The sequence below is a fragment of the Algibacter mikhailovii genome (genome assembly GCF_014651495.1).
GTDB classification, from domain to species: domain Bacteria; phylum Bacteroidota; class Bacteroidia; order Flavobacteriales; family Flavobacteriaceae; genus Algibacter_E; species Algibacter_E mikhailovii.
Genome location: NZ_BMWZ01000003.1, coordinates 354,468 through 380,783 on the forward strand (window position 1 = coordinate 354,468; position 26,316 = coordinate 380,783).

The 26,316-nt window shown below is 35.2% G+C and carries 22 protein-coding genes; 13 read left to right on the plus strand and 9 right to left on the minus strand.

Features of this window, described 5'->3' with window-relative positions:
• Positions 1-57 precede the first annotated feature (57 nt).
• The 4 genes from secDF to IE051_RS07680 all read right to left on the minus strand — a co-directional run bounded on the left by secDF (position 58) and on the right by IE051_RS07680 (position 6,143).
• Positions 58-3,048, minus strand: a complete 2,991-nt coding sequence (secDF, locus tag IE051_RS07665) for a protein translocase subunit SecDF (protein WP_189360195.1) — start codon at positions 3,046-3,048, stop codon at positions 58-60.
• Positions 3,049-3,255: 207 nt separating this feature from the next.
• Positions 3,256-3,879 (minus strand): hypothetical protein, encoded by a 624-nt coding sequence (locus IE051_RS07670; RefSeq protein ID WP_189360196.1) that lies wholly within the window; start codon positions 3,877-3,879, stop codon positions 3,256-3,258.
• A 72-nt stretch (positions 3,880-3,951) separates the two neighbouring features.
• Positions 3,952-4,878 (minus strand): malate dehydrogenase, encoded by a 927-nt coding sequence (gene mdh / locus IE051_RS07675; RefSeq protein WP_189360197.1) that lies wholly within the window; start codon positions 4,876-4,878, stop codon positions 3,952-3,954.
• A gap of 242 nt (positions 4,879-5,120) precedes the next feature.
• A complete protein-coding gene (locus IE051_RS07680) occupies positions 5,121-6,143 on the minus strand; it encodes a DUF6588 family protein (protein ID WP_189360198.1) in 1,023 nt (340 codons plus the stop codon).
• A 198-nt stretch (positions 6,144-6,341) separates the two neighbouring features.
• On the opposite strand from IE051_RS07680, the gene IE051_RS07685 reads away from it, so the two are divergent.
• On the plus strand, positions 6,342-7,109 hold the full coding sequence (locus IE051_RS07685; protein WP_189360199.1) for a membrane metalloprotease: 768 nt from the start codon (positions 6,342-6,344) through the stop codon (positions 7,107-7,109).
• Between the two features lie 56 nt (positions 7,110-7,165).
• Here the strand turns inward: IE051_RS07685 and gyrB are convergent, their stop codons facing one another.
• Positions 7,166-9,115, minus strand: coding sequence for a DNA topoisomerase (ATP-hydrolyzing) subunit B (gene gyrB, locus IE051_RS07690; protein ID WP_189360200.1), 1,950 nt, complete (start codon positions 9,113-9,115; stop codon positions 7,166-7,168).
• A 411-nt stretch (positions 9,116-9,526) separates the two neighbouring features.
• On the opposite strand from gyrB, the gene IE051_RS07695 reads away from it, so the two are divergent.
• From IE051_RS07695 to IE051_RS07715, 5 genes are all read left to right on the plus strand, one after another.
• Positions 9,527-10,795 carry a porin gene (locus tag IE051_RS07695; protein WP_189360201.1) on the plus strand — a complete coding sequence of 423 codons (1,269 nt, stop codon included), beginning with the start codon at positions 9,527-9,529 and terminating at the stop codon, positions 10,793-10,795.
• A 256-nt stretch (positions 10,796-11,051) separates the two neighbouring features.
• Positions 11,052-11,321 (plus strand): hypothetical protein, encoded by a 270-nt coding sequence (locus IE051_RS07700; protein ID WP_189360202.1) that lies wholly within the window; start codon positions 11,052-11,054, stop codon positions 11,319-11,321.
• Positions 11,322-11,323: 2 nt separating this feature from the next.
• A complete protein-coding gene (locus tag IE051_RS07705) occupies positions 11,324-12,724 on the plus strand; it encodes an amidase family protein (RefSeq protein WP_189360203.1) in 1,401 nt (466 codons plus the stop codon).
• A complete protein-coding gene (gatB/aspS, locus tag IE051_RS07710; protein ID WP_189360204.1) occupies positions 12,724-16,062 on the plus strand; it encodes a bifunctional amidotransferase subunit GatB/aspartate--tRNA ligase AspS in 3,339 nt (1,112 codons plus the stop codon). The genes IE051_RS07705 and gatB/aspS overlap by 1 nt, the downstream gene beginning before the upstream one ends.
• 151 nt (positions 16,063-16,213) lie before the next feature.
• Positions 16,214-16,741, plus strand: a complete 528-nt coding sequence (locus IE051_RS07715; RefSeq protein ID WP_189360205.1) for a DUF2911 domain-containing protein — start codon at positions 16,214-16,216, stop codon at positions 16,739-16,741.
• Between the two features lie 69 nt (positions 16,742-16,810).
• Here IE051_RS07715 and IE051_RS07720 read toward each other — a convergent pair whose 3' ends face one another.
• The gene (locus IE051_RS07720) at positions 16,811-17,440 is read right to left on the minus strand and encodes a 7-carboxy-7-deazaguanine synthase QueE (protein ID WP_189360206.1); all 630 of its coding nucleotides are present in this window, start codon (positions 17,438-17,440) and stop codon (positions 16,811-16,813) included.
• Positions 17,441-17,543: 103 nt separating this feature from the next.
• Here IE051_RS07720 and IE051_RS07725 point away from each other — a divergent pair, with 103 nt between their 5' ends.
• The 7 genes from IE051_RS07725 to IE051_RS07755 are packed head-to-tail and all read left to right on the plus strand — an operon-like array spanning position 17,544 to position 23,104.
• Complete coding sequence (locus IE051_RS07725) at positions 17,544-19,088, plus strand: helicase HerA-like domain-containing protein (protein ID WP_189360207.1); 1,545 nt, start codon at positions 17,544-17,546, stop codon at positions 19,086-19,088.
• A 36-nt stretch (positions 19,089-19,124) separates the two neighbouring features.
• On the plus strand, positions 19,125-19,682 hold the full coding sequence (locus tag IE051_RS07730; protein WP_189360208.1) for a hypothetical protein: 558 nt from the start codon (positions 19,125-19,127) through the stop codon (positions 19,680-19,682).
• Positions 19,683-19,694: 12 nt separating this feature from the next.
• On the plus strand, positions 19,695-20,675 hold the full coding sequence (locus IE051_RS07735; protein WP_189360209.1) for a YitT family protein: 981 nt from the start codon (positions 19,695-19,697) through the stop codon (positions 20,673-20,675).
• 21 nt (positions 20,676-20,696) lie between these two features.
• On the plus strand, positions 20,697-21,062 hold the full coding sequence (locus IE051_RS07740) for a cupin domain-containing protein (protein WP_189360210.1): 366 nt from the start codon (positions 20,697-20,699) through the stop codon (positions 21,060-21,062).
• On the plus strand, positions 21,063-21,890 hold the full coding sequence (locus IE051_RS07745) for an alpha/beta fold hydrolase (protein WP_189360211.1): 828 nt from the start codon (positions 21,063-21,065) through the stop codon (positions 21,888-21,890).
• A gap of 18 nt (positions 21,891-21,908) precedes the next feature.
• A complete protein-coding gene (gene rluF, locus IE051_RS07750; RefSeq protein WP_189360212.1) occupies positions 21,909-22,682 on the plus strand; it encodes a 23S rRNA pseudouridine(2604) synthase RluF in 774 nt (257 codons plus the stop codon).
• A gap of 2 nt (positions 22,683-22,684) precedes the next feature.
• Positions 22,685-23,104 carry a VOC family protein gene (locus IE051_RS07755; RefSeq protein ID WP_189360213.1) on the plus strand — a complete coding sequence of 140 codons (420 nt, stop codon included), beginning with the start codon at positions 22,685-22,687 and terminating at the stop codon, positions 23,102-23,104.
• Here IE051_RS07755 and IE051_RS07760 read toward each other — a convergent pair.
• From IE051_RS07760 to ffh, 3 genes are read right to left on the minus strand one after another with little or no spacing between them, the layout of a single operon-like run.
• A complete protein-coding gene (locus IE051_RS07760; RefSeq protein ID WP_189360214.1) occupies positions 23,097-23,822 on the minus strand; it encodes a YwaF family protein in 726 nt (241 codons plus the stop codon). The two genes, IE051_RS07755 and IE051_RS07760, sit on opposite strands and share 8 nt — an antisense overlap.
• Positions 23,823-23,850: 28 nt before the next feature.
• A complete protein-coding gene (gene folD, locus IE051_RS07765; protein ID WP_189360215.1) occupies positions 23,851-24,729 on the minus strand; it encodes a bifunctional methylenetetrahydrofolate dehydrogenase/methenyltetrahydrofolate cyclohydrolase FolD in 879 nt (292 codons plus the stop codon).
• Between the two features lie 39 nt (positions 24,730-24,768).
• Complete coding sequence (ffh, locus tag IE051_RS07770; RefSeq protein WP_189360216.1) at positions 24,769-26,097, minus strand: signal recognition particle protein; 1,329 nt, start codon at positions 26,095-26,097, stop codon at positions 24,769-24,771.
• Positions 26,098-26,316: the final 219 nt, after the last annotated feature.

Consider the following 26,316-nt stretch of genomic DNA (forward strand, 5'->3'; position numbering starts at 1 on the left):
AAAAAAGCCTATCAACTAAAATTGATAGGCTTTTCTATTTCAAAAAAAAACGTTTTATTAGTTTTTCTTTTTCTTCTCTTCTAATTTATTTACGGTATCATACATTATAGGTGTCGCAATAAATAACGATGAATAGGTACCAACAATAACACCTACTATTAAGGCAAACATAAAGCCTCGAATAGAATCACCACCAAAAATAAAGATTGCCAATAATACCACTAATGTAGTTAAAGATGTATTTAATGTTCTACTTAATGTACTGCTTAATGAGGCATTAACAACTTTATCAAATTTCCAACTGGTGTGTTCGTTAAAGAATTCACGAATTCTATCAAAGACAACCACCGTATCATTTAATGAGTACCCAATTACGGTTAGAATAGCCGCAATAAAGGCTTGGTTAATCTCCATATTAAAAGGCATAAGCTTGTATGTTAATGAGAATACACCCAAAACAATCAATACATCATGGAATACCGCCGCAACAGCACCCAATGAATATTGCCATTTTTTAAATCGGAATAAAATATATAGGAACACCACAATAAGAGATCCTAATACCGCCCAAAGTGATGCTTGCTTAATATCATCAGCAATGGTTGGAGTTACCTTATAAGATTCTAATAATCCAACTTGTTTATTTACATCATTTAAATCAATAAACTCTTCATAAGAAATCCCTTCTAAATGCGGTACCAAAGCTGTATAAAGTGATTTTCTGATTTCTTCATCAACCGCTGAACCAGATTCGTTTACTTTAAACTTCGTTGTAATTTTCAACTGGTTTTCAGAACCAAAAGTCTTAGCATCTGCACTACCAAAAACAGCAGGATCAGATAATAAAGTTGTGATTTCAGAAGCCGAAACATCTTGAGCAAAACGCACTTGGTATGTTCTTCCTCCAACAAAATCAACACCTTGATCTAAACTATTTGTAAATAAAGACCCTAAACTCAATAGAATAAAAGCACCTGAAATGATATAGGCTATTTTACGTTTCTTTAAGAATTCAATGTTTATATTTCTGAAAAGGTTCTTAGTTATTCCGGTTGAAAAATCCAACTTACCACCTTTATTAGCATACCAGTCAATTAACAATCTTGTAATGAAAATTGCTGTAAATAAAGACGTAGCAATACCAATTAATAAAGTCGTTGCAAAACCTTTAATTGGTCCTGTACCAAATACAAATAATATCAATGCTGTTAAACCAGTAGTAATATTGGCATCTAAAATAGAAGATAAGGCATTACTAAATCCATCTTGAATCGACTCTAACTGCCCTTTTCCTTTGGCTAACTCCTCACGTATACGCTCAAATATAAGTACGTTAGCATCAACTGACATACCAATAGTTAATACAATACCAGCAATACCAGGCAAGGTAAGAACCGCTCCTAATCCAGATAAAACACCAAAAATTAATATGATGTTCAATATCATAGCGATATCTGCAAATCCACCTGCTTTACCGTAGTAGAAAATCATCCAGATTAATACTAAAGCTAGTGCTATTAAGAAAGACATAGTACCACTTTCAATAGCCTCTTTACCTAAAGATGGTCCTACGACCTCACTTTGAATAATATCTGCAGAAGCAGGTAATTTACCAGCACGTAATACATTGGCTAAATCAATGGCCTCATTTAATGTGAAATTCCCCGAAATTGAAGAAGAACCTCCTGCAATAGGTCCGGTAGTTACACCTGGAGCTGAATATACAACATCATCTAAAACAATAGCAATTTGACTCCCTTGAGAATAAGCATTCCCAGTCATTTCTTCCCATATTTTAGCACCTTTTGCATTCATTTGCATAGACACCTCAGATTTTCCTGTTGGCCCAAATTGGTTTCTAGCATCAGTCACAACGGCACCGCTCAACTGAGGTACATTTTCTCTATTGCCTACTAAGGCATATAGATCTACCAATTCACTATCCTTTTCTGGTTTTCCAAAAACAAACTTAGCATAACGTTGCTCTGCTGGTAATAAAGCTCTAACTTCAGGTCTGCCTAAATAATCAATAATTTTAGCCTTGTCTTTTATTTCAAACTTAGCAATTATTGGTCCACCTTGGTAGCCTTGACCTCTAAGTAAATCAAAAATTGGATTAACAGATTGAACAGCTGTTGAATCTGTTTCTGCATCACCTAATAAATCATCAATTTGTGAGTCCTTTGCTTCTTCTTCTCCTTCAGATGCTTCAACATCTGATGCTTCAGTATCTAATGACGCTTTTAAAACTTCATTCGCTTGAGCTAAAAACGGAAAGAATTGCTCTCCTTTATATGCATCCCAAAATTCTAGTTGGGCCGTACTTTGTAATAAACTAGTTGCACGCTCTACATCTTTAACTCCTGGTAATTCTACTAGAATACGACCAGAATTTCCTAAACGTTGAATATTTGGAGACGTTACACCAAACTCATCAATACGTTTACGTAATACTTCAAAAGCAGATACTATAGATTCATCAATCTTTGTTTCAATAATACCTTTTACATCATCATCAGACATACTTCCATCAATCTCACCATCAAGCGCCTTGGTATAAAATATATCGGGAGATGCTAATTTAGTATCACCTTTAATAGCATCAAAAGCAATGAAAAAATCTTCTAAATAGGTGTTCTGACTATTTACTTGTAGTTCTGAAGCGTCTTCTAAAGCCTTATTAAACACAGGGTCGCTAGTATTATTAGCCAATCCTTTTAATATATCTTTTACTGATACTTGAAGAATAACATTAATACCACCTTTTAAATCAAGACCTAGATTCATGGCCTTTTGCTTCACCTCATTATATGTGAATTTTGCAATACCAATATTATAAACAGTATCCGTAGCGATTGACTGTAAATAATTTGCTTCTTCTTGACTGCGCTTAGCACGATAGTCATCTTCTGTTTCAGAAATCGCATTAATGGCTATTTCTGAAGCCTCATTTTCTATTTGACTTGATTTGAATGTGAATGATAGCTGATAAAGACTTACCAATCCAAACAAAATAGCAAATAGTTTTACTAATCCTTTGTTTTGCATTTTTTAGTGTTTTTGGTCAATTTTTTTAAAACGGGCAAATATAGAATTTACACCGAACTTTGACAATATTTTAATTTTTAATAAGATAGAACACCTTCTACAGACATATAGAAAGTGAATTTATATGGAATATTTTAGGTCATTACACTTTACAAGCTAGTTTCTATGAACTCTTATTTTAATTCATGAACAGCTTCTAAAAAACCCTTAGCAAAGTGGGCCAGCCCGAACTTCAGGAATTTGATGTAGTTTTTCTCCGAGTTCAATAGATATCGACCTAAGCACTTTGTAAGCCACTTTTGCCCTATTACTAAAGCTACTATCATGACAATTAGCAGCGACAAAAGTTATATTCGGATCTAAAAAGCGATCACTTTTAACTTCAACTTCTAGCGTAAACGTGCCATCAAAATCCCAGCCTAAATCTGAACCCGACTGAATTTCGTATACATTAAGATTATACGATGCACTGTGATTATCTTGTGAAGGACGTTTTTTAGATTCATTACCTTCTTTTCCTGTTTGATAAGGAAGTTCTAAATGATGGGTTTCAGCAAGACTATTCTTTATACTGGAAATATCAGCATCACAAAAATAACTTATTTTCAGTTTGTCATTGCCGTGTACCTTTACTTGAATATTCTCTACGCCAAAGGCTTCCAGCTGTTCCTTAACACTTAAAATTGTTTGTTTAGCATCTTCAGATGTCAATGCAACATCTGTAAAATGTAATACAATTTCTTGGTTAGGCACCACCCGTTGCTGCTGGGAAACAACACCAAACAAGGTAAGTAAGAAAATAAAAGCACTAATGCACCATCTTGCTATCATGCGCCAAATATAAAAAAATAAAGACTGTATTGCTACAGTCTTTAAATAATTATCATTTTAAGGTCTTGGAAATTATAATTCCAATAATCCATTGGTCTTTTTCACACCTTCAGCACTCGCTTGCATGTGTGCTTTTTCAGCATCGCTTAAAGGAATATCAACAATACGCTCTATGCCATTTTTACCCAAAATTACTGGTACTCCAATACAAATATCATTCAAACCATATTCACCTTCTAACAAAGTTGAACATGGGTACATTTTCTTTTGGTCACAAGCAATAGCTTGAACTAAACCGCTTACAGCAGCTCCTGGCGCATACCAAGCAGAAGTTCCTAACAATTTAGTAAGTGTTGCCCCTCCTACTTTCGTATCTGCAGCAACTTGATCTAAACGCTCAGCACTTAAAAACTCCGAAACTTTAACACTATTTCTTGTTGCTTGACTTGTTAATGGTACCATACCAGTATCACTATGACCTCCAATTACCATACCGTCAACATCACTAATAGGCGCTTCTAAAGCTTCTGCTAACCTATATTTAAAACGCGCAGAGTCTAAAGCTCCACCCATACCAATAATTCTGTTCTTAGGTAAACCTGTTGCTTTATGAGCTAAGTAAGTCATGGTATCCATAGGATTACTCACAACAATAAGAATTGTATCTGGAGAATGTTTAATTAAGCTTGAAGATACTGTTTTAACAATACCAGCATTGATTCCAATTAATTCTTCTCTTGTCATTCCAGGTTTACGAGGAATACCAGAAGTAATAACACAGATATTACTTCCTGCCGTTGCACTATAATCATTGGTTATACCTGTGATTTTAGTATCAAATCCATTTAATGAAGCGCACTGCATTAAATCCATAGCCTTACCTTCGGCATAGCCTTCTTTGATATCAAGTAATACCACCTCTGACGCGAAATTCTTAATAGCGATATACTCTGCACAACTTGCACCTACTGCTCCTGCTCCTACAACTGTTACTTTCATTTTATTCTTAATTTATTATTAGTAATTTGATTTTTAGTTGATCACAAAATATTCAAAATTAATATCAGAAAAATTGATGATATGAATCATGAATATGAGTCACTTTTTTTGAGTTGAAAAGGATAAAAACAAACAGATGCAAAATTACGAATTAAAACACTCTTAAAGAAAAAAGTACAGAACAAAATCCCATAGTTTTTTAATGATAAACACAGTAAATCTTTACAATAGAGCAAGCATCTTTATCGCCATCCAAAGTTTACCCCTACTGAAAAGACATCAAAATCAGAAATTTGATATTCCGCATTCAATCTAAAAAAACCTAATTTCAATTTAGTGCCTATGGTACCTCTAAAATCTGATATATTGCTAGACACAGAAAATGGATCAATAATAGGGTCTGCTGAAATGGAGCCATTAGTAACAATATACTCCCCTTTCAAATCCGATTTTGAAGTCCCCGAAATAAGCCCGATACCACCGTAAAAATTGATAATTGGCCATCTGGTTGAACCAATTAATTGAAACAGCCAAGTACTTGTACCGTTTTCTACTTTCTGATTATCACCTGCTATGCCTACTGCCCCAGGAAAATGATATGTTGTTTCTACTTTAGTATATGCAACTAATCCAGAAATAGATACAGGCATATAAATATCATCTGAAATCCATTCTGTAAATTCACCTTGCAGTGCGCCACCATACATATTATAATCCACATCATCAATACTAATTACCGGCATAAAGCGTGCCTTGACTTCCAAGCCATGACTCAAGCCTAAAGCACCTTGTATAAATGCTGTAGGAATAAAATTCACATTTTCAGCTTCCAGACCAGAAGGTAAATCTACTACAACTTTTTGGTTGCCAAATATGGGGTCATCATAAGTAATAGTCACTTCGACATTGGGATTATTTTCTCCTAAAATAGTGGCTACTTGCTGGGTCTTAGAACCTGATGAAAACACAACATTATTATATAAGTCTGTATTCATCACGAACATTTTCTTTTCTTCTTTTATAGGTCCGTAATTACCATTAACTGAAATTTCAAAAGCGCCCAATGGCTTCGCTTTGGCTGAGTTAAACCAATTGGCATTCATACTGTGCATTAAACCATTGGCGCCCGGTTTTAGATAGTCATGTGTAAAGCGTTGGGCATCTTCTACACCCGCCGCTAACAACGCATCTAAACTACTGTCTTTTTGAGCTATAGATCGGGGTATCACAAAACACAGCGTGAGAAGTAGCAGGATATTTTTCATTATTTTAATGTATAGATTTGGTAATTCAAATATAGACAAAACAACCAAAACAAAGCACTTTAACGTTCAAAATAACACTTCGTCGATCTTAAGATCTATTAAAACGCTATAACGTGTTAAAACCAAATGCTCACAACATTAATTTCATCAAATAATACTACATTCACCTTTTGCAACGTATGTAATAAAAATTAACGCATGAAAAAGATTGTAATAGCTTGTACTATTGCCTTACTCTTCATTGCTTGTTCGGATGACTCCAACAGTAATGAAACCCAAACTGTAAATAAAGCACTTAACCGTCAATCTACTGGTAGTTCGTCAAATGATTTATTATCTGATGATCAATTCAAAAGTATACGTATTGAATTGGTATATATAGAGGGTTTTGAACCTAGTGATGAGGCCGTAGATAATTTTGTGTCTTTTCTAACTAATCTGTGCTTTAAGCCTGATGGTATTACCGTAGAAAAACGATCCCTGAGTTCGCCGGAACAAGAAACCTATACCATAGAAGAGATTGCCGATATAGAAAGAGAGGAACGTAAGTTCTATAATACTTCAGACCAAATTGCAGTTTGGGCATTATTCATGGATGGTAAATCTGATAAAGATGAAGGTGACCGAGTAGTTTTAGGCACGGCCTATTGGAATACCTCTTTTGTTATTTATCAAAATACGATTCAAAGGTTAAGCGATAGCCCTTTTGAACCCAGTAGAACCAAATTAGAGTCCACGGTAATCAATCATGAATTTGGCCATATTTTAGGCCTAACAAATTTAGGGGCTCCTATGCAAACAGAACATGAAGATGAAGAAAACCTCAAGCATTGCAATGTAGAAGACTGTTTAATGTTTTGGGAATCGGAAGTATCAGGCGGTTCTTTTAATCCACTTAACAGGAATAAAATCCCAGAGCTTGACGCCCAATGTTTGGCTGATTTAAGAGCTAATGGCGGAAAATAAATACAATAAAAAAGCCACTTAAAAATTAAGTGGCTTTTTAAAATATTTAGAAATTTTTAAGCATCAATATTAGCATAAATAGCATTCTTTTCTATAAAATCTCTTCGTGGAGGCACCTCATCTCCCATTAACATAGAAAATATACGATCTGCTTCCGTACCATTGTCTATCTGTACTAAACGCATGGTTCTAAATTCAGGATTCATAGTAGTATCCCAAAGTTGTTCTGCGTTCATTTCACCAAGACCTTTATAACGTTGTATTTTCGATCCATCTCCAAACTCACTTACAATCTCATCACGTTCTTTATCTGACCATGCATATTGTTTTTTTGCACCACGTTTCACTAAATATAATGGCGGTGTCGCAATATAAATATGACCATTTTCAATTAACTCCTTCATATACCTAAAGAAGAACGTCAAGATCAACGTTGCAATGTGACTACCATCAATATCCGCATCACACATTATCACCACTTTATGATAGCGTAATTTCGAAAGATTTAAAGCTTTACTGTCTTCTTCGGTACCTATAGTCACCCCTAAAGCAGTAAATATATTTTTTATTTCTTCATTCTCAAAAACTTTATGCGTCATGGCTTTTTCAACATTCAATATTTTACCACGCAAAGGAAGAATAGCTTGAAACTCTCTATCACGACCTTGTTTAGCCGTTCCACCTGCCGAATCTCCCTCAACAAGGAATACTTCACATTTTTCAGGATCTTGCTCAGAACAGTCTGATAATTTACCAGGTAAACCACCAATACTCATAACCGTTTTTCGCTGCACCATATCTCGCGCCTTTTGTGCGGCATGACGTGCTTGGGCAGCCAAAATCACTTTCTGAACTATAATTTTAGCGTCATCAGGATGTTCTTCTAAATAATCCGTTAACATTTCAGAAACGGCTTGACTTACTGAAGCAGAAACCTCTCTGTTTCCTAATTTTGTTTTTGTTTGCCCTTCAAATTGTGGTTCTTGTACTTTTACTGAAATAATAGCCGTTAAACCTTCACGAAAATCATCTCCGGCAATATCAAATTTTAGATTTTTTAATAAACCAGATTCATCAGCATACTTTTTAAGCGTATGCGTTAAACCACGACGAAAACCAGTTAAATGCGTTCCTCCCTCATGTGTGTTAATATTATTCACATAAGAATGTAAATTTTCTGCATAAGAGGTGTTATAAATCATAGCAACCTCAACCGGCACACCATTCTTTTCCCCTTCAAAAGAAATAACATCTTTCATTAAAGGCTCACGTGTTGCATCTAAATATTGGATAAACTCAGATAGGCCATTTTCAGAATGAAAAGTTTCTCCCTCAAATTCACCATCTTCCTTTTTATTTCTCTTATCAATTAAATGAACAGTAATTCCTTTATTTAAATAAGCCAACTCACGCAATCTACTCGCTAAAGTATCATAACTATACTCTAAAGTCTGAGTGAATATAGTAGGATCTGGTCTAAAAGTAACTATGGTACCACGCTTATCCGTTTCCCCTATTTGTTTTACTGGGTAAAGGGATTTACCACGCTCATATTCTTGCTCATAAATAGCGCCATTTCTATATACGGTAGCTTTTAAATGTTCAGACAAGGCATTTACACAACTTACCCCAACACCATGCAATCCACCAGAAACTTTATAAGAATCTTTATCAAATTTACCACCTGCTCCAATTTTGGTCATTACCACCTCCAGAGCCGAAACACCTTCTTTTTTATGTAAATCTACCGGAATACCACGACCATCATCCTCTGTTGTAATAGAATTATCTTCATTAATAATAACTGTAATATTATTACAATGTCCCGCTAGTGCTTCATCAATTGAATTATCTACAACCTCATACACTAAATGATGCAAACCTCGGACACCTACGTCTCCAATATACATTGAGGGACGCATGCGCACATGCTCCATGCCTTCTAAAGCTTGAATACTATCAGCCGAATAATTATGCTTATTAAATTCTTCCTTTCCTTCGCTCATATTCTTATAATTGTCTTAATTTAATTTTGATTTCATGTCATAAAAAAAGATGCCTATTTAGCATCCTTCTGAATACAAACAAATATACAAAAATTTGCCCCCCTTAGAAAGCTTTTTATCGGCGCAACTGTAAAATTATCAACATTTGTTAATTTCTCAAAAACAGCTTAAAATGGCTAAAAAGCACCTTAAAATTGATTTTCATAGATTTGCATTAAATTTTAAAATGTGAAATAAACAAACCTCGGCTATGCCCTTATTTTAAGTTTTTAAATTTTAATGAAAAAGGATAAAACAATTCAAACGTTGTAGTTTTTACCAGAAAAAAAAATATCATGAAACATGATGTATGTCACTTAATGAAGTAAGAATTGAATATATTTTTGTCGTCTATTTTAGAACCAATCTCAAATGAAAAGCAGAAAAACACAAATTTTCAAACTACTATTTCTTTTACTGATTTGCCTACCAAGTATAGCTATTAGTCAAGACAAAAAGGATTTCAAACCAACATTCAATTGGGATGTTACTGGTCAAATTTGGGCAAGATATTCAGATTTAAATGAAGGCTCCTTGATATATGATGAACCCACTACCCAGTTTTTTGATATTTCTATTAGGCGCTTGCGTATACCAATATCGTCACAAATAACCCCCAGAATATTCGCTTATGCCATTTTTGGAGGAAACAACTACAATTTCAAACAGAAAACATTTACTATTGAAGTTTTAGATTTATACGTTGAATATAAGTTTGCCGATTTTTTGGAAGCTGGATTCGGTAAATCTGGATGGCAAGGACTTAATAGATGGAATATTAGATCAGCTAAGACCATGATGGGACTAGATTCACCACTATTTACCTTAAATACTGTTGAAATAAATGATGACTTAGGACGATTATTTGGAGCTTGGATTAAAGGTCAAGCTGGTAAATTTGATTATCGCATTGCCTTCAACCGTCCTTTTGCTGTAACGAATATACCTGACGGTGAGGTTAATTTTGCTAATAACAAACCACGTGTAAAAACCTCAACCTATGTAAAATATCAAATATTTGAACATGAATCTAATAAATCTGCCTACCAAACTGGTACTTATTTACAGACTAAAAAAGTATTCAACTTTGGTGCTGGTTACCAATTTCAACCCAAAGCCATGAGTGATGGCGACGCAGCACTTCCAGGCACAACCTTCTATGATATGGAACATTGGGCCATTGATTCTTTCTTAAATCTTCCATTAGCCAATGATGCAGCGATTACCGCATATTTAGGTTACTATGATTATGGTTTTGGTAAAGATTACATACGTAATGTAGGCGCAAACAACCCAACAACCAGTGGTGGAACCGATTTTAACGGACCCGGTGTCGCTTTCCCAATGATAGGTACTGGAACGTCTTGGTACATGCAATTTGGTTATGCTTTTAAACAAACTGAGGTGTTTAATCAACCTATGATTATTCAACCTAACATTGCCATTCAGCACTCAGATTGGGATGCTCTAAATGATAAAATGACCGTGTTTGATTTTACTACTAACTTTTTAATTAATGGTTCTCATGGTAACAAAATAAGTTTAGGTTATCAGTATCGCCCCATATTTGATGCCGTGACAATAGAACAAAAGGATTATAAAGGTATGGCCGTTTTACAATACCAAATTTCATTCAGATAAGCACATCAACCCCTATTAATAGCAACGCAAAAAGTAGTAAAACACCATTTTACTACTTTTTGCATTAAAAACACTTTCAATATTTTGAATTATTTTCCGTTTTAATATCGAATTCACTAATGAAATAGCTGATATACTGAAGAATTCAAAGCAATAAAAAGCGCGATATAACTTTAAACCCCTCAGACTGCATTCTACATAAAAACTTTCGTAATTTTACGCGCTTAATTTTGAGTAATAAATTAAACATAAAGACATGAGTAAAATTATGACCGTCGATGTTCTATCGAGCATTAAAGGAGCGCAGCCTTCAGAGACTGTGAACAAATTATTTGAAGTAATTAAAAATGCGAATACAACAAATAATAATACCTTTAATGGAAATCATAATAATGCAGTGTCTTTAGATAACTTGAGAGACGACATAGTAATGGATAGTTCTGCAATTGAGAAACAAATCATTATTGAAAATTTCCCAAAAGAAAAAAATGGTTATCTAGTTGTTTCTAAAGTAATTGAAGAGTAATTATGGAATCCCAAATACATAAAATTCACCAGCAACTGGTGAATAATGAAATCACCTGTACAGCATTAGTACAAGAGAAATTAGAAGCTTTAAAACAAAACTCAAACAACACTGTAAACGCCTTACTAGAAACCTCGGCCCTTAATTTAGCAGCTAAAGTTGATGCTAAGATTAAAAATGGTGAACCAATAGGATTATTAGAAGGCATTCCTTTTGGAATCAAAGATGTTTACATGGTTCAAGGTACTTACACTACCGCGAGTTCAGAATTACTTAAAAACTATAAATCAGCATATACAGCAACAGCGATTCAAAAATTACTAGATGCTGGAGCTATTCCTTTGGTTAAAGAGAATTGTGACAGTTTTGGACATGGGTCTTCAAGTGAAAACACCATTTTTGGAGCAGTAAAAAATGCGATCAATCCTGATTTAGTTGGAGGCGGATCTAGTGGAGGCTCTGCTGTAAATGTTGCCAAAGATTACACCGTATTTTCTATTGGTGGTGATACAGGTGGTTCTGTACGCCAGCCTGCTGGTTATAATAATGTCTATGGTTTAAAACCAACTTACGGCCGTATTTCACGTTTCGGGTTAATGGCTTACGCCTCGTCAACAGATTGTGTTGGTCCCATTGCAAAATCCATTGAAGATATTCGTATTGTTTTAAATACAATGAGCGGGCAAGACGTAAAAGATCAAACTACATATGCTTCCGCGGAAATAACTCAGGATGATATTCAATCTTCTGACAGCATACAAACCGTAGGCTACTTTAAAAATTTTATTGATAGTGAGGCTATTGATCCTCAAGTGAAATCTGATTTCTTAGCCGCTATAGACAAAATTAAAGCAAAGGGCATTGCTGTAAAAGCGCTAGACTTCTTTAAGTCTGACACCTTAGTTTCAACATACTACACCCTAGCCATGGCTGAAACGGCTTCTAATTTGTCTCGTTTAGACGGCACCAACTACGGAAATCGTATAGAAAGAGACACCTTAAAAGAAACCTATTCTATAACACGTTCCGAAAATTTTTCAGACGAAACAAAACGAAGAATTGTTGGTGGAAATCAAGTACTATCCCAGGGCTTTTCAGACGAAATTTATTTAAAAGGATTAAATCTGAGAGATCAAATTTCGGAAAATTTCGAGAATGACTTTAAAGAAGTTGATGTCATCATATCTCCTGTTACACCAAGCACACCGCCTAAAATTGGTGATAGTTTAAAAGACCCTTTGGCCATGTATTTATCTGATGCATACACGGTAGGTTTTAGTTTAGGTCAATTACCAACTTTAACCATACCACAAGGAACTGCTACAGGCTTGCAACTTACTGCCGCAAAAAATAATGACGAACTTGTTTTGAAGTTTGCTAACTTCTTAAAAGACCTCATATAATGGAACTGGAACACTTAAACGAACTTTTAAAACAACACGAACTAGAGTTAGTTATTGGGCTAGAAACCCACGTTCGATTGAATACTAAAACCAAGTTATTTTGTTCTTGTGCCAATCAAGAAATAGATACGCCTAATCAAAATATTTGTTCAGTTTGCACAGGACAAATGGGTGTTTTACCAGCAATTAACAAAGAAGCTATAAGAAAGGCAATATACTTTGGTAAAGCTGTTAAATCTACTTTCGAAAATGAAGTCATTTCATGGGACAGAAAGCATTATGAATATCCTGACAACCCCAAAAACATACAGATTACGCAGTTTCACAACCCAGTGATTCCAGATGGGCAGGTTTCTTGTTATAGAAATGACGGCTCTCAATTTACTGTAAATTTAACACAGGTTCATATTGAGGAAGATGCTGCAAAATTAATGCATGAGAAAAAAGTTTCGTTGGTCGATTTTAATAAAGCTGGTGTACCGCTTATTGAAATTGTGACCGAACCATGCATCCGGCACATTGAAGACGCTTCTACCTATGCGCAATACATTCAACGTATTGTACAAAATTTAGGTATCTCTGAAGCTAACCTTGAAAAAGGTGAATTTAAGTCAGATGTCTCTGTATCACTTCGAAAAAAACGCGATTACAATTTAAATCCGCGTACCGAAATAAAAAACTTGAACTCGTTTAAGTTTATGGTCGATGCCCTAAAGGAGGAAGTTGAAAAACAATTAAACTACTTTTTAGAGCATAAAGAATTTAGACCCGATCAAACTACAGTGTTGTGGGATGCAGAATTGAAGCAAACCAAGACCATGCGAAAAAAGGAGTTCGAAGCAGATTACCGTTTTATTTCTGAACCAGATTTACCATTTGTGAGCATTAAAAATGTTGTAGAATCTATAGATGTAGATCTGAGTACCTTGCCGTATGCCGTTGAATCTATTTTAATTAAAGGCGGTGTTTTACCACAAGATGCAAAATTCTTTACAGCAGATTCTTTACGTTCAGAAACTTTTGTTGCCATAAACAATGTCATTAAAGATCCTTCTTTTGTTGCAAAAACCTTAGTCAACAATATTGGAGCTGATGAGTATGCAGACATTCACAGAATAGAACATCTCATTGAAATATTTCAACTATTCAAAGCGGAAAAAATCACCTCTGTATTGGTGCAAAATGCCATTACATCGTATTTAAAAGATAGAAGTTTTGATTACAATAGATATTTTGAAGACAATACCATTTCTGAGTCTCAAATAGAAGATGCCATTAATAAGGTCATTTCTGAAAATGAAGGGATTGCCAATGATATTAAATCTGGTAACCAAGGCAAAGCAGGTATTTTAGTTGGAAAAGTCATTGGTATTATTGGAAAAGGGGCATCGGGAAAAATAATCCGCGAAGGAATTCTGAAAGCACTTGCGGGAGGGCCTGGCAGCGAAAATAAAGAACAAGGAAGAGCAACAGAGCAGGCAACACTTCAACAACAAACAACAAGTAAAAAGGAAGAAGAGGTATTACCACAAATCCCCTTAGTAATAAAAGACGAATACAGAACTCACGTAATATCTGACGTTACTGATGAAAGTATCAATGAAAGCATCACGCTTTCTGGGTGGGTATCTAGTGTGCGTGATCATGGCGAATTGATGTTTATTGATTTACGTGATTCTAGTACACAAATATTCCAAGTACGCTTAAGTAGAGAATCGTTTGCTAATTTAGATGAGTTGGTAAAACTAAAACCCGAATCGGTTATTACTGTCTCTGGAACGATTGTGCAACGTAAAGAAGATGATTATAACGCTGCATTAAGGACAGGGAAAATTGAATTAGAAGCTACGGCATTAGACATTTTAAACCTTTCTAAAACCTTACCGTTTGAAATTAAAAGAGCGACTAAAACCAATGAAAATGTTCGTTTTCAATATAAATATTTAGACCACAGAAATGATGACGTCCGTCGGGTTATTGTAAATCGTCATAAGGTCATTAAGATGATGCGCGACATATTAGACGCCCAAGATTTTCTTGAAATTGAAACGCCTATTTTAAGCGCAGGAACTGATGAAGGCGCACGCGAATTCATAGTTCCAACCCGCAAACAAGCAGGTTCGTTCTATACTTTACCGCAGGCACCTCAGCAATTTAAACAAATGCTAATGGTTTCTGGTTATGAAAAGTATTTCCAACTAGCCCGTTGTTTTAGAGATGAAGATTCTCGAGGTGATCGCCAACCAGAATTTACACAACTCGATATTGAAATGGCCTATGCCAGTATGCAACAAATCATTGATTTAAACACAAACATGTTTAATGGTATTGTTGAGAAGGTTTATGGTAAAAAATGGATATTGCGCCCTTTTGAAGTCATCACCTATAAAGAAGCTATGGATGATTATGGCTGCGATAGACCAGATTTACGCTTCGGTTTAAAATTAAAAGATATTACAGAAATTGTTAAGGACACTACATTCCAAGTCTTTAGTAAACCTATTGAAGAAGGTGGTATTGTAAAATGTATTAAAGTATCTGCCGAAGAACAAGGCAATAAACGTTTATCAAAAGGTCAGATTGAAAAATTAACAGCCTTAGCACAACAACATGGTTTAGGAGGATTAGCCTATATTATAGTAAATGAAAACGATTTGCAATCGCCAATAATTAAATTCTTAGGGGAAGACATTGCTGCTGGAATCATAAAAACTACGGATGCTCAGGTTGGTGATATTGTTTTCTTTTCAGCTGCAGATTATGCTACCGCTAATAAAGCCTTAGATGCTGTACGTCAAGAATTAGGAAAGATGTTACGTTTAATTAATCCTAAAGAATTAAGACCGGCATGGGTCATAGATTTCCCGATGTTTGAAAAAACAGATGAAGGCAGATGGACATTTACCCACAACCCTTTTTCAATGCCTGCTATTTACGATTTAGACAAACACATGAATGGTAAGGACAATGAAATTGGAAGTATTATCGCCCAGCAATACGATTTAATCTTAAATGGTTATGAAATTGGAGGCGGTTCTGTCCGTGCTCACAAACCAGAAATTCTTGAGGCCACTTATAAAAACATGGGCTATAATAAGGAAGAGATGATGAAGAGTGTTGGCACCATGTATAAAGCCTTCCATTACGGTGCACCACCGCATGGCGGCATTGCCTGGGGTGTTGATAGACTCATGATGATACTGGAGAAAAAAGCTTCCATTAGAGAAGTGATGGCATTCCCTAAAACAGGAACCAGTGAAGATTTACTCTTTGGCGCACCATCTCCATTATCTAATAAAAAGGTTGAAGAAATGAATGTTAAGGTGATAGGCCGTTAACAACGCCGCTTAAGTATAACTAAAAAAGCTTCAGAATATCTTCTGAGGCTTTTTTAGTTATACGTTGTAAACTTTAACACTCTAACCCGACTTTTATAAAAACTTTAAGATTAATTGAGTTTATCTTTAGAATCTAAAATTAAAACGTATTATGAAAAAATTTACAGTGTTAACGAGTATAGCATGTATTATGCTAATTTCTTTTAATATGAATGCCCAAAAATTTGCGAAGATGGACAAAAGTCCTATGGACGCCACTTTTTATAGAACTGCTAGAAATGCACCGGCTTTTGTAAAAGTTGTTTATAGCAGACCGCAACTTAAAGACCGTTCATTAAGCAAATTAGCCCCTAATGACAAAGTATGGAGAACTGGTGCCAATGAAGCGGCAAATATTACCTTGTACAATGACATGAAAATTGGAGGTAAAACGGTTAAAGCTGGTGAGTATTCACTTTTTACAATACCAGGAGATTCAGAATGGACCATTATTATTAATAAAGACATTAATGTTTGGGGCGCCTATTCTTATAATGAAGCTCAAGATGTTATTCGAATAAAAGCTCCAGTTAGCAAATCAGATGAGAGCCTTGAAGCTTTTTCTATTGCATTTGATGACAAGGGAACAATGCATTTAGGATGGGGAACCACAAGGGTTGCTGTGCCTTTTTTAAAATAATAAAACCACTTGATAAATAAAAAAGCCCTGATAAATCAGGGCTTTTTTTATGCTTTTATTTTTTTTCACTTAAGGAATATTTAAATACTTATGTGTTTGCAAAGACACTTTCCATTTAGGATTCGCCATCACATAATCAACAATTTCTGGCACCACCTTATCTCGCTTACTCCATTCTGGTTGTAGGTATAAAATACAATTTTCATTTACCTTAGCAGCTTGCGCCTCCGCAAAGCGAAAATCATCCTTATTATATACAATAACTTTAAGTTCATGCGCTTTATCATAAACTTCTTGAGTAGGTAACTTTAGTTTTTTTGGTGATAAACAAATCCAATCCCAAGTACCTGTTAACTTATAGGCTCCAGACGTTTCAATATGCACTTGCATGCCTTTGCCCTTCAATTGGCTGGTAAGTTCTGACATGTCCCACATTAAGGGTTCGCCACCTGTTATAACAATGGTATCACTATATTTTTTCGCGTTTTCAACAATGTTTTTTGTAGCTGTTGGTGGGTGTAAATTGGCATCCCAACTTTCTTTCACATCGCACCAATGACAGCCCACATCACAACCACCCAATCTTATAAAATAAGCTGCTGTGCCTTTATGATAACCTTCCCCTTGAATGGTATAAAACTCTTCCATTAGTGGAAGCATTTCTCCCTTATCAACTAATTCCTGTAGCTCTTTTTTCATCGTTGGCAAAGATACTCCTTTGAAAGCTAATTGTTCACATTTTTCTATACCTTGTTCATTTGAATTGCGCCAGAATGGTTATTTTTATCAAAATTTATAGAGCATGGGTAATAAGGAAACTTTTTTCAAACATATAACAGAAGCGAATACCACAAAGGGCGATTTTATTCCGGTTGGCGCGGCTATGTTGGATGGTGAAACCATCAACGGGGCCCATGTGAAGATTCCGTTAAAAACCATGAATAGACATGGCCTTATAGCGGGTGCCACAGGAACCGGAAAAACAAAGTCCTTACAAGTTCTAGCCGAAAATTTAAGTGATAAAGGCATCCCTGTATTACTTATGGATATTAAAGGCGACTTGAGTGGTATTGCACAACCAAGTCCGGGTCATGTAAAAATTGACGAGCGTCATGAAAAAATTGGTCTTCCTTTTGAGTCTAAAGCATTTCCTGTTGAAATTTTGACTCTATCAGAACAAAATGGTGTCCGCCTTAGAGCAACTATCAGTGAATTTGGACCGGTATTGCTCTCTAGAATTTTAGATTTAACTGAAACACAATCTGGAATTGTCGCAGTAATATTTCAGTATTGTGATGATCATAAACTACCACTATTAGATTTAAAAGATTTTAAAAAGATATTACAATACGCTACCAAGGAAGGTAAAGCTGAATTTACTGAAGCTTATGGTAGAATTTCAACGGCATCAACAGGAGCTATTCTTAGAAAAATTGTTGAATTAGAGCAGCAAGGTGCTGACTTATTTTTTGGTGAAACGTCTTTTGACACCCAAGATTTGCTGAGAATTGATGAACAGGGTCGGGGCTACATTAATATCATAAGGTTGACTGATATTCAAGATAGACCTAAACTGTTTTCAACATTTATGTTGAGTTTATTGGCAGAAATATATTCAACGTTTCCTGAACAAGGTGATAATGACCGACCAGAACTCGTTCTATTTATTGACGAAGCCCATTTAATTTTTGATGAAGCGTCTAAAGCCTTGTTAAGTCAAATTGAAAGTATTGTTAAACTCATAAGAAGTAAAGGGGTAGGCTTATATTTTGTAACCCAAAACCCTACGGATGTTCCTGAGGAAGTTTTAGGCCAACTTGGTTTAAAAATACAACATGCCTTAAGAGCCTTTACAGCAAAAGATCGAAAAGCTATTAAACTTACGGCGCAAAACTATCCGGATTCTGAATACTACGATACGGAAGACATTTTAACATCTTTAGGTATTGGGGAGGCCTTAGTTTCAGCTCTTGATGAAAAAGGAAGACCTACGCCGCTGGCAGCTACTATGATGCGTGCGCCCATGAGTCGTATGGATGTTTTAACCGATGATGAATTAAAAACCCTTCTCGCTGAATCTAAATTGGTAAAAAAATACAATGAAGATATAGACAGAGAAAGTGCTTATGAATTACTCAATCAGAAAATAAAAGACGCCGAGGAAGAAGAAGCCAAAGAACAAGCAAAAAAAGAACGCGAAGCATTAAAAAAGTCCGAATCGAAAAGACAAACCTCAACTTCACGCCGAAGATCAAGCACACGCATGAATCCTATTGTTAAAGTACTTACTAGTGCTACATTTATTCGTAGTGTTTTTGGTATCTTAACCAAAGTATTAAAGAAATAACTAATTATAAATATAACAACCTACAAACCTATTTTTATGCGCCATTTAATTTTAGGCATTATTGCCTCAACTATTTTATTTACAAGCTGTACTAAAACTCAGAATCCATTTGAGATTTCCAAACAGCATATTGGTCTTTTAACAGATTCTACTCAAGTTAAAGATCTAGAAAGTATCTTTTCAAATGATTCCGTTGTAAAATACATTGCTGGAGATGAGTTTATTGGAAACACTAACAACATTCAAATATTTGAAAAAGGTGGAAAAAAGTTATTATCACTAACACCAAAATATGTTTTAGACTCTACGTCAACTATTAGTACGGTAAGAGTCTTAGATGACCGATACAAAACGGCAGAAAACATTAGCACCTTAAGCACGTTTAAAGACATTCAAGCTCAATATAAAATATCACGAATGAGCAACCTAATCAACTCCGTTGTTGTTGCTGTTGATGACATTAATGCTAGTTTTACTATTGACAAAAAAGAACTTCCTGCCAATTTAAGATTTGATATGAATCTAAAATTTGAAGCGACCCACATTCCCGATGAAGCCAAAATAAAGTACTTTTTTGTGAGTTGGGATAATTAATACAACGCCTATATGAATCCAATCTTATCAAGGTTACTCGTTAAAATAGCTAAAAACAAGCTTGAACGAAAACAAGCTAACCAGCCAGTTAGTCAAAAAGAAATAGTGCCTTTGGTAAGAAATTTTCAAGTTGAACTAAGACACGCCTTACAGGAATATCTTTATATTATTATTGGTGTCTTTTCTGCTGGTTTTGGATTAAAAGGCTTTTTGCTTCCTAACAGCTTTATAGATGGGGGCGCTACAGGTATTTCGCTTTTATTAGAAAACATGACGTCCTTAAACCTGGGCATCCTTCTTATTTTAGTTAACCTGCCATTTGTAATCCTTGCATCAAAAACCATTGGTAAAAAATTTGCAATAAAAAGTATTATCGCTATTTCCATGTTAGCTATCGTGGTGCATTTTATACATTATCCAACAGTTACAGATGACAAATTACTAATAGCTGTATTTGGCGGCTTCTTTCTAGGCTTTGGTATTGGAATGTCTATGCGCGGCGGCAGTGTTATTGATGGTACTGAGGTCCTCGCTATTTTTTTAGGTAGAAAATTATCACTCACTATAGGTGATGTTTTATTACTTATTAATATTGTCATTTTTTCTGCTGGCGCCTATATTCTTTCTATCGAAACTGCACTGTATGCCATGCTGACCTATTTAGCTGCGGGTAAAACAGTAGATTTTGTAGTTGATGGTGTTGAAGAGTATGTTGGCGTGACCATTATTTCAAACCAGCATAAAGAAATGCGAATAATGCTTACCCAAAAGTTGCGCAGAGCCTGTACCATTTATGCGGGAAAAGGAGGTTATGGAACTAGTGGAGAAAGTCAAAAGAAAGATATTATTTACACCGTAGTAACCCGATTAGAACTGGCTAGACTTCAAACAGAAATTGACAAAATAGACAGAAAAGCCTTTATAATTATGGGCATTGTAAAAGATTTACGTGGCGGTATGATAAAGAAAAAACCACTAAAGGATCAGCATTAAAGCTTTAGCTGAATAAGATTGATGAAGAAAACATATACCATTCAAAATAATCCATTTGTTGTTCCAACAACAGATGGTAAATCTATAAAGGAGCATTTTGGAAATGCCACTGATGGAAACTCAGCAATTAGTATTGCACACATGAAAGCCCCGGCTGGATGGAGTGAACCTTTCCAAACCCCTGAATTTGATGAATTCACGGTTATCATTCGCGGCAAAAAACAGTTTATTATAGAAGGAGAAACTATCGTTTTAGAGGCAGGACAGTCCATAAAAATTGAGAAAAACACAAGGGTGCAATACTCCAATCCCTTTCCAGAAGTCTGTGAATATATTGCCATATGCACTCCAGCTTTTTCCATGGATTTGGTTAACAGAGAAGAATAAATGAAAGAATATCTTCCTAAGTTAATAAGCGTTTCTTTAAACTTTTTAAGTCATTTTGCCCCGAGTTATACCGCTAAATTAGCAGTACTGCTATTCTCCACGCCAAGAGATGCCCAATTAAATGAGGAGGCAAAAACCTATTTAGACACTGCCAATCAAAACGATGTTGAGGTTAACGATTTTTTAATTAAAACCTATCAGTGGTCAGGAAAAAAAGCGACTGTTTTACTTGTTCATGGATGGGACAGTAATTCCTTTAGATGGAAAGACCTTATAGAGCGCTTAAAACAACAGGACTACAACATTATTTCTATAGATGCCCCAGCCCATGGAGCCTCAGGCAATAAAATATTTAACGCCCCTTTATATTCTGAGTGCATTCATGAAGTCGTCCTTAAGTTTCAACCGAGTATTCTTATTGGTCATTCCGTTGGTGGCACTGCATCTGCGATTGCCTTAACCAACTATAAACTACCCACCATTAAAAAGCTCGTATTACTGGGCGCGCCGTCCAACCTGGATATCTCTGTTCGCAATTATGTCTCAATAATGAACTATAATAACAAAGTGCATAAGGCTATAAATCGTTATTATTTAAAACACTTCAACCATTTACCAGAATACTATTGCGTAGAGAATTTTTACAAGAATATTGAACCAAAAGGGCTTATCATTCATGACCGAAGGGATAACATTATTTCATACAAAGAGGCCCTTGATATTCATAGAGCCTATAAAAACTCTGAATTAATTAAAACCATTGGTTTAGGACATCGATTAAAATCTGACAAAGTATATAAATCCATTTTAAACTTTCTTAAGGCCTAACTTTTGTATTTTTGACGTATGGAAAAACAGCAATTAAAACGTATCAATAAATTTTTAAGTGAAGTTGGCTATTGTTCTAGACGTGAAGCCGATAAACTAATTGATGCGGGAAGAGTTACAATTAATGGTATTGTGCCAGAAATGGGAACAAAAATAGCACCTAGTGATGTTGTAGCCGTGGATGGGGAAGTTATTAAAAACACAAAAGCAGCCTTTGTTTATCTTGCCTTTAATAAACCTATAGGTATTGTTTGTACAACAGACACCTCGGTAGAAAAAGATAATATCATTGATTACTTAAATTATCCTAAACGTATTTTTCCAATAGGCAGATTAGATAAGCCTAGTGAAGGTTTGATTCTTTTAACAGATGATGGTGATATAGTAAATAAAATTCTTAGAGCAAGTAACAACCATGAAAAGGAATATATTGTTACAGTAGATAAGCCCATTTCGCAAACGTTTGTTGAACGTATGGCAGGAGGTATTTATATTGAAGATCTTGGTAAAAAAACAAAAAAATGTAAGGTTGAAAAGCTAAGTACTTACAAATTCAAAATTATACTCACCCAAGGCTTAAACAGGCAAATTCGTAGAATGTGCAGTTACCTCAACTATGAAGTACAAACTTTGCAGCGTGTTAGAATTATGAATATTAAATTGGACATGCCCATTGGTGAATATCGTGAATTAACCGAAGATGAATTTAAAGAACTTAATGCACTAATCAGCCATTCTACAAAGGTATACGAAACGCGTTCTAGCAAAAAAAACAGACCGAAAAACAACTAATTATGCCACAACCCTTTCACTTAGCAATACCTGTTTATAACCTAGACCATTGTCGTGTGTTCTACAGAGATGTCTTAGGTTGCGAAGAAGGCAGAAGTAGTGACCACTGGGTAGACTTTAATTTTTTTGGACATCAATTGGTAATTCACTATAAACCAAAAACACAATCAGAAGAACTTCACACCAATCCTGTAGACGGTAAAGACGTTCCTGTACCTCATTTTGGAGTTGTGCTTTCTTGGCAGGACTTTCATGCCCTTGCCAAAGCTTTAGAAAGTAAAAAGATACACTTTGTAATTGAACCCTATATTAGGTTTAAAGGCTTACCTGGCGAACAGGCCACTATGTTTTTTTATGATCCTTCTGGAAATGCTCTTGAGTTTAAGGCCTTTAAAGACATGGATCAGTTATTTGCTAAATAGTCTTCCTATTACTACAAATAAAAAAGGGAAGATAAATCAATAAAAAATATGGTATTATTATAATTTGAACAACCAGCACATACATAGGCCACTCTCCAAAATAATCAAGTAGAGATGCCGATACCGGTTTTTCATTTAAATAAAAATAATTTGCGTTCATTACACTATTTATAATAACCATCATCAATATATACACTTGAAAAGCGAAAAACGACTTAAATACACTTTTTAGTTTGGGCCTGTAGTCAAAAACGAAAGTGGCATAAAATATTATAATTAATAAGCCTAAGTGTACCGTCCAATATCTAAAATAGTCAAAACTGGGAAACCCTTCTTGAATATCAGGCGTTAAAACACCTTGCAATGTTCCGCCTATAATCCAAAACAACAGTAATTCATACATCCAATATTTTTTGTAATACGTAAATACAGGAATAATTAGCCCCAACAGACTGCAAAGATAAAGCGGTAAATCGGTAGTGAATGAATAGGTACCGAAAAGCATTTTGTTTAAATGGAATAGAATAAGAACGGCGCTAATAAGACAGGCTAACCCATTCAGTACTTTCCATTGTTTTTTAGGCGCCCATTTTCTTTTAGCATAACGAATTAGATAGACACCAAATAGAACAAATAAAAGAATAGGCACTAGGTGCTCAACACTTCCAAAAACAACCCTGTGAAATAAAAAAATTGCATTGTGAATTAAAAAACTCATAATGCAATTTAGTTAAATATTATACATTTTACTGATTATGCCTTTCTCTGGCAAGCAAGGTGTTTTTTAGTAACATGGCAATGGTCATAGGTCCTACACCTCCGGGAACGGGCGTAATATAACTGGCTTTTTTACTAACGCTTTCAAACTCAACATCACCAGCTAATCTATATCCATTTTTTTTGGTAGCATCAGGAACACGTGTGATTCCCACATCAATAATCACTACATCATCTTTAACCATCTCACCAGTTAAAAATTCAGAAATACCAATGGCAGCAACAATAATATCAGCCTCTTTAGTAATAGATTCTAAATTCTTAGTACGACTATGAACCACTGTTACTGTAGCATCTCCTGCCTTTCGTTTCTGACTCATTAAAATACTCATTGGACGCCCCACAATATGGCTTCTGCCCATCACAACAACGTTTTTTCCAGAAGTTTCTACTTGGTACCGTTCCAATAGCTCAAGAATACCGTACGGGGTTGCTGGCAGAAAAGTAGGTAAATCTAAAGCCATTCGCCCAACATTGACAGGATGAAAGCCATCCACATCCTTATCAGGGTCTACAGCCATCAGTACCTTTTGCTCGTCAATTTGATCGGGTAAGGGCAACTGCACTATAAAGCCGTCAATATCATCATTAGTATTTAAGTCATTTATTTTTTCTAGCAATTCCTCTTCTGAGGTATACTCTGGTAATTCAATAAGTGTAGAGTTAAACCCAATACGCTGGCATGCTTTTACTTTTGCATTCACGTAAGTCATACTCGCCCCGTCTGAACCTACTAGAATAGCGGCAAGATGTGGTACTTTCTCCCCGTTAGAAACCATTGCCTTTACATGGTCAGCAATCTCTTCTTTAATATCGTTACTTACTTTTTTACCGTCTAAGATTGTCATTAAGTGGACTTTATAAGATTAAAAATGAAATTTGTAAGATTAACGCATATTCTGCATCATTTGCATCATCTTTTTGCCGCCTCCACCTTGCATCATCTTCATCATTTTACTCATTTGATTGAACTGCTTTAAAAGTTGATTCACTTCTTGTACTGAGGTTCCAGAACCTTTAGCTACACGTTTCTTTCTACTTGCATTTAAAACTGAAGGATTTGTACGCTCTTTAGGCGTCATAGAGTGAATAATAGCCTCAATACCTTTAAAAGCATCATCATCTATATCAATATCTTTCATCATTTTTCCAGCACCAGGAATCATACCCATAAGGTCTTTCATATTCCCCATTTTCTTAATCTGCTGAATTTGCTTTAAGAAATCATCAAAACCAAATTGATTCTTGGCTATTTTCTTTTGAAGTTTTCTAGCCTCTTCCTCATCAAATTGTTCTTGAGCACGCTCTACTAAAGACACAACATCTCCCATCCCGAGAATACGGTCTGCCATACGTGATGGATAGAACACATCAATAGCTTCCATTTTCTCGCCTGTACCAATAAATTTAATGGGCTTGTTAACCACTGACTTAATAGAAATGGCAGCACCACCGCGGGTATCACCATCTAATTTCGTCAGAATTACACCATCAAAATTCAAGACATCATTAAAAGCTTTTGCTGTATTCACAGCATCTTGCCCTGTCATGGAATCCACAACAAATAAGGTTTCTTGCGGCTGAATGGCTTTATGAATATTTGATATTTCGGTCATCATAACTTCATCAACTGCCAAACGCCCCGCGGTATCAATAATTACCACATTAAATCCATTCGCCTTGGCGTGTGCTAATGCAGCTTGAGAAATAGCAACAGGATCATTATTTCCTCTATCACTAAAAACCTCAACACCAATTTGCTCACCAACTACATGTAATTGATCTATCGCTGCTGGGCGATATACATCACAAGCAACTAATAAAGGTTTCTTTGTTTTTTTATTTTTTAAATAATTAGCAAGTTTTCCTGAAAATGTTGTTTTACCAGAACCCTGTAAACCAGACATTAAAATAACACTTGGCGTTCCTGAAAGATTAATACCTTCAGCATCACCTCCCATAAGCTGTGTTAATTCATCCTTAACAATTTTCACCATTAACTGTCCTGGTTGTAACGTAGTTAATACGTTTTGACCTAAGGCTTTCTCTTTAACGGTTTGCGTAAACTGTTTTGCTATCTTAAAATTAACATCGGCATCTAAAAGTGCTCGCCTTACCTCCTTAAGTGTTTCGGCAACATTAACTTCTGTAATACTACCATGTCCCTTCAGAACGTGTAAAGCTTTATCTAATTTATCACTTAAATTATTAAACATAATAAGTTATTCAAATTTTGGAAAGTGCAAATTTAGTGATTTGCTTGCTATTATAGAAACATCGTCAAACAAAAGTAAAGACATAAAAAGTTGCTAAAATAAAATTATTGGCCTTTGTAAAGAAAACTTTTTATTTACCTCCGCTTCTAATAATAATTTTTAATTAAAACCAGCTAGTCACCGCATAACAACAATGTTTTTACAATTAAATGGAATTAC

Excerpts from the sequence above, each read along its gene's own strand:
- ffh (WP_189360216.1), bottom strand. The coding sequence starts at position 26,097 with ATGTTTAATAATTTAAGTGATAAATTAGATAAAGCTTTACACGTTCTG.
- IE051_RS07755 (WP_189360213.1), top strand. The coding sequence starts at position 22,685 with ATGCCACAACCCTTTCACTTAGCAATACCTGTTTATAACCTAGACCAT.
- IE051_RS07685 (WP_189360199.1), top strand. The coding sequence starts at position 6,342 with ATGAAAAAGATTGTAATAGCTTGTACTATTGCCTTACTCTTCATTGCT.
- gatB/aspS (WP_189360204.1), top strand. The coding sequence starts at position 12,724 with ATGGAACTGGAACACTTAAACGAACTTTTAAAACAACACGAACTAGAG.
- IE051_RS07680 (WP_189360198.1), bottom strand. The coding sequence starts at position 6,143 with ATGAAAAATATCCTGCTACTTCTCACGCTGTGTTTTGTGATACCCCGA.
- IE051_RS07725 (WP_189360207.1), top strand. The coding sequence starts at position 17,544 with ATGGGTAATAAGGAAACTTTTTTCAAACATATAACAGAAGCGAATACC.
- IE051_RS07705 (WP_189360203.1), top strand. The coding sequence starts at position 11,324 with ATGGAATCCCAAATACATAAAATTCACCAGCAACTGGTGAATAATGAA.
- IE051_RS07700 (WP_189360202.1), top strand. The coding sequence starts at position 11,052 with ATGAGTAAAATTATGACCGTCGATGTTCTATCGAGCATTAAAGGAGCG.
- secDF (WP_189360195.1), bottom strand. The coding sequence starts at position 3,048 with ATGCAAAACAAAGGATTAGTAAAACTATTTGCTATTTTGTTTGGATTG.
- gyrB (WP_189360200.1), bottom strand. The coding sequence starts at position 9,115 with ATGAGCGAAGGAAAGGAAGAATTTAATAAGCATAATTATTCGGCTGAT.
- mdh (WP_189360197.1), bottom strand. The coding sequence starts at position 4,878 with ATGAAAGTAACAGTTGTAGGAGCAGGAGCAGTAGGTGCAAGTTGTGCA.
- IE051_RS07670 (WP_189360196.1), bottom strand. The coding sequence starts at position 3,879 with ATGATAGCAAGATGGTGCATTAGTGCTTTTATTTTCTTACTTACCTTG.
- IE051_RS07740 (WP_189360210.1), top strand. The coding sequence starts at position 20,697 with ATGAAGAAAACATATACCATTCAAAATAATCCATTTGTTGTTCCAACA.
- rluF (WP_189360212.1), top strand. The coding sequence starts at position 21,909 with ATGGAAAAACAGCAATTAAAACGTATCAATAAATTTTTAAGTGAAGTT.
- IE051_RS07715 (WP_189360205.1), top strand. The coding sequence starts at position 16,214 with ATGAAAAAATTTACAGTGTTAACGAGTATAGCATGTATTATGCTAATT.
- IE051_RS07720 (WP_189360206.1), bottom strand. The coding sequence starts at position 17,440 with ATGAAAAAAGAGCTACAGGAATTAGTTGATAAGGGAGAAATGCTTCCA.
- IE051_RS07735 (WP_189360209.1), top strand. The coding sequence starts at position 19,695 with ATGAATCCAATCTTATCAAGGTTACTCGTTAAAATAGCTAAAAACAAG.
- IE051_RS07760 (WP_189360214.1), bottom strand. The coding sequence starts at position 23,822 with ATGAGTTTTTTAATTCACAATGCAATTTTTTTATTTCACAGGGTTGTT.
- IE051_RS07695 (WP_189360201.1), top strand. The coding sequence starts at position 9,527 with ATGAAAAGCAGAAAAACACAAATTTTCAAACTACTATTTCTTTTACTG.
- IE051_RS07730 (WP_189360208.1), top strand. The coding sequence starts at position 19,125 with ATGCGCCATTTAATTTTAGGCATTATTGCCTCAACTATTTTATTTACA.
- folD (WP_189360215.1), bottom strand. The coding sequence starts at position 24,729 with ATGACAATCTTAGACGGTAAAAAAGTAAGTAACGATATTAAAGAAGAG.
- IE051_RS07745 (WP_189360211.1), top strand. The coding sequence starts at position 21,063 with ATGAAAGAATATCTTCCTAAGTTAATAAGCGTTTCTTTAAACTTTTTA.